Source organism: Bifidobacterium callitrichos DSM 23973 (assembly GCF_000741175.1).
In the GTDB taxonomy this organism is placed as follows: Bacteria; Actinomycetota; Actinomycetes; order Actinomycetales; family Bifidobacteriaceae; genus Bifidobacterium; species Bifidobacterium callitrichos.
This window is the reverse complement of the sequence record NZ_JGYS01000023.1, coordinates 1-6,676: the sequence shown is the minus strand read 5'-3', so window position 1 is coordinate 6,676 and position 6,676 is coordinate 1. Positions and strand designations below refer to the sequence as shown.

The 6,676-nt window shown below is 62.3% G+C and carries 6 protein-coding genes; 2 read left to right on the top strand and 4 right to left on the bottom strand.

The features are described from left to right. The coding region (locus BCAL_RS10920) for an InlB B-repeat-containing protein (RefSeq protein ID WP_238549698.1) at window positions 1-1,067 on the bottom strand (1,067 nt) is incomplete at its 3' end. A gap of 14 nt (window positions 1,068-1,081) precedes the next feature. Further along, window positions 1,082-1,984, bottom strand: a complete 903-nt coding sequence (locus BCAL_RS10915; protein ID WP_043260127.1) for a hypothetical protein — start codon at window positions 1,982-1,984, stop codon at window positions 1,082-1,084. Between the two features lie 169 nt (window positions 1,985-2,153). Here BCAL_RS10915 and BCAL_RS10910 point away from each other — a divergent pair, with 169 nt between their 5' ends. Then, the gene (locus tag BCAL_RS10910) at window positions 2,154-3,221 is read left to right on the top strand and encodes an Abi family protein (protein ID WP_043167861.1); all 1,068 of its coding nucleotides are present in this window, start codon (window positions 2,154-2,156) and stop codon (window positions 3,219-3,221) included. A 205-nt stretch (window positions 3,222-3,426) separates the two neighbouring features. Here the strand turns inward: BCAL_RS10910 and BCAL_RS10905 are convergent, their stop codons facing one another. Together BCAL_RS10905 and BCAL_RS10900 are read right to left on the bottom strand one after the other, a co-directional pair. Beyond that, entirely contained in the window at window positions 3,427-3,801 is a 375-nt protein-coding gene (locus BCAL_RS10905; RefSeq protein ID WP_043167864.1) for a hypothetical protein, read from the bottom strand. A gap of 219 nt (window positions 3,802-4,020) precedes the next feature. Beyond that, window positions 4,021-4,203, bottom strand: coding sequence for a hypothetical protein (locus BCAL_RS10900; protein WP_152600451.1), 183 nt, complete (start codon window positions 4,201-4,203; stop codon window positions 4,021-4,023). A gap of 138 nt (window positions 4,204-4,341) precedes the next feature. Here BCAL_RS10900 and BCAL_RS12415 point away from each other — a divergent pair. Further along, a partial coding sequence (locus BCAL_RS12415) for an InlB B-repeat-containing protein (RefSeq protein WP_193786789.1) occupies window positions 4,342-6,676 on the top strand: 2,335 nt, incomplete at its 3' end.

Here is a 6,676-nt window from a genome sequence, read left to right as displayed (position 1 = left end):
TTCACCAGCAGAGCCTTGGCCGCGTCGTACTTCGCGTTGAGCTTGACGGCCGCGTCGATCTGGGCCTGGGAGCCGGTCTTCAGACCGGTGTACGCGGCGTACTCGTCACGCAGCGCGTACTGGGCGTCCACGAACGACTTGGCGGACGCCTTCGTGTAACCGGCCGCCTCGACCGCGGCGTAGTCCTTCTCCACGTTCTCGTACTTGAGCACGCCATTGAAGTCATACGTCGCCTTCGTCACCTGAACAGCACCACTCCACCACAACGCCTTGAACTGGTCGCCGGGCTGGATGGTCAGGCCGGTCACCGGCTTGCTGTTGATGTCGAAGAAGTTTTCGAACTTGTCGTTGTACTGGTAGTACTGGCCGTTCGCCGAGTTCAGCACGTAGCCGGTGGTCTTGTTCTGCCAGGCGCCGAACGTGTAGCCGGCACGGGTCGGGACCGGGAACTTGATCGCGGCGCCGTCCTCGATGGTGGCCCACTGAGAAGTGGATCCGTCGGCGAACTTACCACCATTCGCATCAAGCAGGTAAGCCGCGTCATCGGACCAAGCGGCGTCGAGGATGGTGGACTTGTGCTCAGCCGGGGCCTTGACCGAGGTCACGATGTCGCCGGCGGTGCCGTACTTCCAGCCCTTGAGCTTGGAGGTGGTGTACTCGCCCTTGTTGGAATCGGCCTGCGCATCGGTCTGGTAGTACTCCTCCAGGCCAGCCGGCAGAGTCACCGTGGAGCCCGGCTCAACGTACTCAATGATGATACCCTGGCTCTGGAAGCCGTAGTCGTCGCGGTAGTTGAGGTTGAGCTGGATGCGGGACACGTTGGTGGTGTCCCAGCCGGCGTACAGAGTCACCACACCGGTGGCGTCCTTGAAGTTGGCGTCGACAGACTTGTTGAAGTCGTACTTGTTGCTCTGGCCATTGGCGCCGCGGACCGTGTACCAGCCCGTGAAACGAGCGCCCGGAGCGGCCGGGGTGGTCGGCTCCGCGATCTTCTGATCCGAAGTCGTCTTCACGTCCGTAGGCTGGTACAGCGTGCTGACGGAGCTGCCGGACTGCGCGTCGTTCATGTCGAACTTGACGGTCACGTTCTGGGCGGAAGCGTCCGCCGGGGTGAAGGTGGCCAGCTTGTCGAGGTTCTCTGGCGTGTCGTAGGAGGTGCCGATGTTCTTCTGCGCGCTGATGGCGTCGGTGAAGTTGTAGTCCCAAGAGCCTTATCGCCCGTATAGACCGGCAGACGGTACGCCGGGAAGGCGTGGTTGGTCAGCGTGTTGCGGTACGTGTAGCTGGTGGAATCCTGACCGAACTCGCGGAACGCGATGGTGGCCACGTTCTGCGCGGATGCGAAGTGCGGATAGAAGGTGGTGTTCTCGGTGATCTTGCCGCCCTCGTACAGATCATCGGCCGCGTCGTTCTTGCTGTACGTGCTGGTCCAGCCGACGAACGTCGGGTCGGTCAGGGAGGTGACAACGCTGGTCGGCTCATCCGCGACGCCATCGCTGTTGGTGTCAAGCTCCTTGTTGTACACCTCAGCGGTCAGGGAGTCGCCCTTCGCAATCTTGAAGGACTTATCCGAGGAGGTAATCTGACGGTCGCCATTGGTGTCGAAGGAAACCGTGACCGCGTCCTTGTACTGGGCGAACAGCTTCACATCGCCGGTCAGCACGTAGTCAGACGGCACCTTGTGCTTGCCCGCCAGATCCGTGGAGAAGTACGACAGCACCTTGGACGAATCGGACGCATACGGATCACTGGACTCGCTCAGATGCACCAGCTCACCATACGAACCGTGGACATCGAGCGCATGGGTATTGTCCCACGGCTTATCAGCGCGGTAAACCAGCGCCTGATACTGGGTAGAGGCATCACTGGACGGATACCACGGGGCCGCGTTGGCGGTCGACGCGGCGACGCCCATGGTCGCGAGCATCGCGATCGAGGCCAGGCCGGCGAGCGGCGCGCGCCACTTGCTAGTATTTCCTGTCATCTTCAGGAACCTTTCTTTTAGGGACACGGGAAACACGGCGAGGCTTGACCTCTGGCGCTCGACTGAGTACATTGAAGGCGAGTGAACAAAAGGTCCCGGTTCTTTCCCGGGAAAACCACCATATGGGGCGGCGTCTTCGGGCGTTGGCCCCATTGGTTATTCTGGGCGCATGCCACGTCTCAAATACACGGTCGCCCAGCAGATCGCCTCGATGAAGTCCCACGGCGTCTCCTTCGCCCTGTGCGATGAGGATGCCGCCGCCGAGTTTCTGACCAGTAGGACGTATTTCTTCAAGCTCAAGGCGTTCGAGAACAACTTCGAGAGGGTCGGCGATCGTTACACGGGTCTGGATTTCGCGTATCTCAAGGATCTGTCGACCATCGACTTCCATCTGCGCACCCTGCTGAGCTACTGCTGTCTCAATATCGAGCACGCCCTGAAGGTCCGGTTCAACAGGCTGATCATGGACGATCCCGCCGAGGATGGTTACGACGTCGTGCATCGTTTCGATCCGGACGGGGAGTTCCGTTTTCATGGGGACTACCGGCATTCCCGGTATCATCATTCCGTGTACACCGAGGGGCTCCTGCGAAAGTACTTCGACGATCCCGCGGTCTGGAATCTGTGGGAGACCGTGGATTTCAGCACGCTATGCCGGCTGTATCAGTCGTATATCGACAGCCGGGGAATGAAGGACAACTCGACCAACCTGTTCCGATCGGTCCGGATCCTGCGTAATGCGGCGTCCCATGGCAACTGCCTGATCATCGGCATTCGCAAGGACATCAGACCCACACGATATGTCAAGAACTGTCTGTCCGAGCTGGACAGGCTGACCGGTTCCAATACGACGCCTCTGTACTCCTCGTTGAGGCGGTATCCGCTGGTGCATGATTTCGCGTCCGTTCTCTGCGCGTTCCTCATACTCGTGGACAGTCCCGGCATTCGTTCGGATGCCGCGAAACAGCTTGAGGAGTTCTCGAGGCGCCTGTGCGCGCGTTACGACTATGCCGGGATGAAGGAGGCCCCGATGCTGGCAGCGGTCGTGGGGTCACTGGGCGTGCTCTGCGACGTCGTTTCCGGATACCTCATTACGCATGCCGACGACTATGCGGGGAACAGGATCCTTCACACATCGCCAGTTCACCGCAAATCCGAGGATCGCGGGCAAGCCGGCTCGGGAAGATCCCGGCTCTACGCGTTAGGGGATACGGGAGCGACCTGTCGGGTTCGGTGAAATACGCTCATGAAATGCGGGGAGGCAGCGATCCGCCGTGGCCGCTGTGCAGCACCCGTGCTCATCTACAACATGGCAAGGTGCGGGTGGCCTCGTTCTGCTCTGGCAATAAGACCGGGAAACCGGCACTCTCTTTTCACATCACACACAGGTACCATTCTTGCCGTGTGAGTCGCAAGGACAGTTGAAACCTGCATTGCGAAGGTCAACGAAGTAATGCGCAGTGCTTGGACTCGGGGGAGGCGAACAGGACAAGACGCCGAGCCGTCGTCCCTGAAGAGGGGTATCGGTACCTTCTGAGCCTGCTGATCCGGTCCTCGCGCACGGGACGTTGCGGGACGTCCCCGTCCACGTAGCCGGCCCGGCGCAGCTCCTCGAACGCGATATCGGGGAACTCGCGCACGAACGCGCGCAGCTGGGTGGTCCGATACTCCTCATGGCTCGCCTCGACCGCGTCCAGCCATCCGGCCGTCACGTCGATGCCGAACTCGCACACCGCCAGCTGGAGTACGTCCTCCAGTCCCGGACGCATGCGATCGCCGCCCACCGGCAGATGCAGGGACGAAAACGTCGGAAACACGCCCCGTTCCATGAAGCTTCTGCGACGACCGTGACCCTGCGCCTTCATGCCGCACGCCAGCATCGCCCTGGTCGCATCGCCCTGGTCGCCGAATCGTCGCTCGCATGCACGTTGATGTGCGCGGCCGGGACATTGCCCCGGGCCCCGCGCACGTAACCGTAGTGCAGCAGCGGCTCCCGCCGCTCACCTGCCCTCCAGGAAGTCCAGATCCTCGAGCCGCTACAAGGCGATCCGCTGCCGGAGGGCCAGACCGATGAAGTCGCGCGTGGCACGCAGCTCGTCGGCGGTGCCGTACTCCCGCTCGATCCGGCGACGCTCACGATCGATGTCCTCACGGGTGAGCATCACCGGCTCACCGATACGACGCGCCTTCGCGGCCGGCACCACGACGGACTGACGCACCTCCTCCACTATCGGAATCCCTTACCGGACGATCCTATTCGCGCCACGCGCGGTCGGCAACCACGATATGCGGCACGACGGCGATCATCCCAGGCTCCTGCCCACGACATGGTGTCCCTAAAAGAAAGGTTCCTGAAGATGACAGGAAATACTAGCAAGTGGCGCGCGCCGCTCGCCGGCCTGGCCTCGATCGCGATGCTCGCGACCATGGGCGTCGCCGCGTCGACCGCCAACGCCGCGGTGACGGGCGAGCCTACCACGGATCCGTACCGTGCGAATACCGGTACGAAGTTCACGGTCGTCGCCTACCCCGCCTACGCTCCGGCAGGCACGGACAACCAGGTTCTGGGCAAGGACAAGACCTACGGCGAGACCATCGACGTGAACTCGAAGTCCGACCCGTTCTACAGCGCTGCCGACGGCAAGGTGTTCACTGGATACTCCTACGATCTGGCCGGCAAGAACAAGGTCGCCGACGGTAAGATCGCGGTCAAGGGCGACACCAAGGTGTACGCCCAGTACGCCGAAGCCAAGACGATCACCTTCCACTATGCCAATGGCGCCACCAAGCAGGTGGACGTGAAGACTGGTTCCGCGCTGACCGCGGCCGACTACGCCAAGTACGCCGGCGATGATACCGCTCCCACCAACGAGGTGTTTGCGGGTTGGAAGACGACGACCTCGAAGGACTACGCGCCGTCCGACCTGTACACGAACCAGGCCGTGAGCTCCAACCTCGACCTGTACCCGGTGTTCGAGGTCCACACCACTGTTCCGGGCCAGCAGGAGAACGTCGCCAAGGTGGTGTTCCACGAGAGCGACACCGCCGCTTCCGGCGATCAGGAGCTGTACACGGTGGCGGGCACCCCGTTCCCGGCGTACCGTGTGCCGTCCGTCTCTGGTGTCGACCAGTGGAGCGCCGCGAAGGACAACTCCTCCGCGTACGACTTCACCGCGAACGTGAAGAACAGCAACGTCGATCCGTCCGCTGCGGACCTGTACCTGTTCGGCTTCTCCGGTTTCGGTGACAAGAACTGGACCGTCACCTACAAGTTCAACGATGATGAGACCTCCGCCGTCAAGACGGCGAAGAGCACCGTGAACGACGAGGACACCACCACCGCCGGAACTCAGGCGAACGTGGCCGAGGGCTCCAAGATCGCCGAGCCGAACGAGCCGGCCGCTTGGGACGCCCAGTTCACCGGCTGGTATGCTGCCGATGGCTCGAAGGTCGACTTCAACGCCCCGGTCCAGAACATCCCGGGCGCCAACGCCTCCAAGCGCACCGTGACCGTGCACGCGGGTTGGGATACCAAGAACATCGCCCAGGTCAACTACTACTACAACTACCACGTCGCCAACTCCAACGCAGGCTACGCCGACCCGGTCGCCCACACGTGGAACAACCCGTCCGCCACGTTCGGCAACGTCCAGAAGGGCTCCGGCCAGGCCGTTGACTTCGTGACGAAGGGCAGCAAGATCAACGCTCCGACCGGTGTGGAGGACTACTACAAGACCTCCGCCAACACGGACCACGGCGACTACACGTCCCGTACCGTCAAGCAGTGGATCTCCATCCAGGACGGCGCCCCGATCACGACCGTGAAGGCCAGCACCTCCGTGTACGCCCAGTGGACCGGCGCCGAGTCCCTGCTGCTCAACGCGAACGGCGGCGTGTTCGCCAACGGCTCCAACCGCGCGTACGCGACCCGTACCGACGGTCAGACGTGGAAGGACGTCATCTCCGCCCCGACCCGTGACGGCTTCACGTTCGCCGGCTGGTACACCACCGACGGCTCCAAGAAGGCCAATCTGGTCGATGGCTACTTCTACGACGTGAACACCGGCAAGAAGACCTCCAACAAGGTCATCGAGGGCGCCGAGCTGCTGGCTTGGTGGATCCCGAGCGAGAAGCTCGAGAACGCCGCCGCGCTGAGTGCGTTCCCGCTCAACGGCGCTGCCGACTGGAACGGCTGGACCCCGAGCTTCGCGAACCAGCAGGCCGACTACAAGCTGGCCGAGAAGTACGCGAAGACCGATGCCTCCTGGAAGACCTACGTCGACTACCTGTACGATCTGCAGGACGAGTACCAGGCCTACCAGAACCTCTCCGGCCAGGCCCAGATCGATGCGGGCAACAAGCTCGCCGCGAAGCTCGCCACCGCTCAGGGCAAGCTGGTTGATGATAAGGCTCCGGCTGGTACGACGACCGTGTACCGCTTGTTCAACCCGAATGCGCGTGATGCTGGTTCGCACCATTACACGGCTTCGGTGGTGGAGTACAACAGCCTGGTGCGCAAGGGCTGGCGTGCGGAGGGCGTGAGCTTCGTGACCACGTCGGATGGCAAGCCGGTGTACCGTGCGTACAACCCGAACGACGGCGGTCACTTCTACACGCTGTCGAAGGTGGAGCTGGATCATGCGGTGAAGGCAGGCTGGAAGGACGAGGGCATCGCGTTCCGCGTGTCCGATG

Excerpts from the sequence above, each read along its gene's own strand:
- BCAL_RS10915 (WP_043260127.1), bottom strand. The coding sequence starts at position 1,984 with ATGACAGGAAATACTAGCAAGTGGCGCGCGCCGCTCGCCGGCCTGGCC.
- BCAL_RS10910 (WP_043167861.1), top strand. The coding sequence starts at position 2,154 with ATGCCACGTCTCAAATACACGGTCGCCCAGCAGATCGCCTCGATGAAG.